Below are 444 nucleotides of genomic sequence, written 5' to 3' on the forward strand. Positions count from 1 at the left end.
CAAGCTTACGAGTAAGAAGTGCGGCGAATACAAGTAGCTCGGTTCTAGGAAACTTAAAAAATGGAGAAAAAGTAACAGTACTAGGAAAAGCGAATGGTTGGGCGAAAATAAGCTATCAAGGAAAAGAAGGTTATGTATCGTTAGAGTTTGTGAAAATTGATGGCAACACAGAAGAGATAAAAAAGCCGGAACAACCGAAAACATCAGATGCAAAGATTAAAAATGGAACGCAAGAAGTAGGAACAATTAACGCGACAAGCTTACGAGTAAGAAGCGCAGCGAATACAAGTAGCTCGGTTTTAGGGAACCTAAAAAATGGAGAAAAAGTAACAGTACTAGGAAAAGCGAATGGTTGGGCGAAAATAAGCTATCAAGGAAAAGAAGGGTATGTGTCGTTAGAGTTTGTGAAGTTAGAAGCAGGAAAACAAGAAGAAAAGCCAGCGG

Annotated in this window: 1 protein-coding gene; it reads left to right on the top strand. The window is 39.4% G+C overall.

Annotation, left to right across the window (positions count from 1 at the left end; genetic code table 11):
• Positions 1-444, top strand: a 444-nt coding sequence (locus MR115_RS29585; RefSeq protein ID WP_242243855.1) for an SH3 domain-containing protein, incomplete at both ends; no start/stop codon positions are given.

Source organism: Bacillus cereus group sp. BfR-BA-01309 (genome assembly GCF_022664315.1).
Classification (GTDB): domain Bacteria; phylum Bacillota; class Bacilli; order Bacillales; family Bacillaceae_G; genus Bacillus_A; species Bacillus_A mobilis.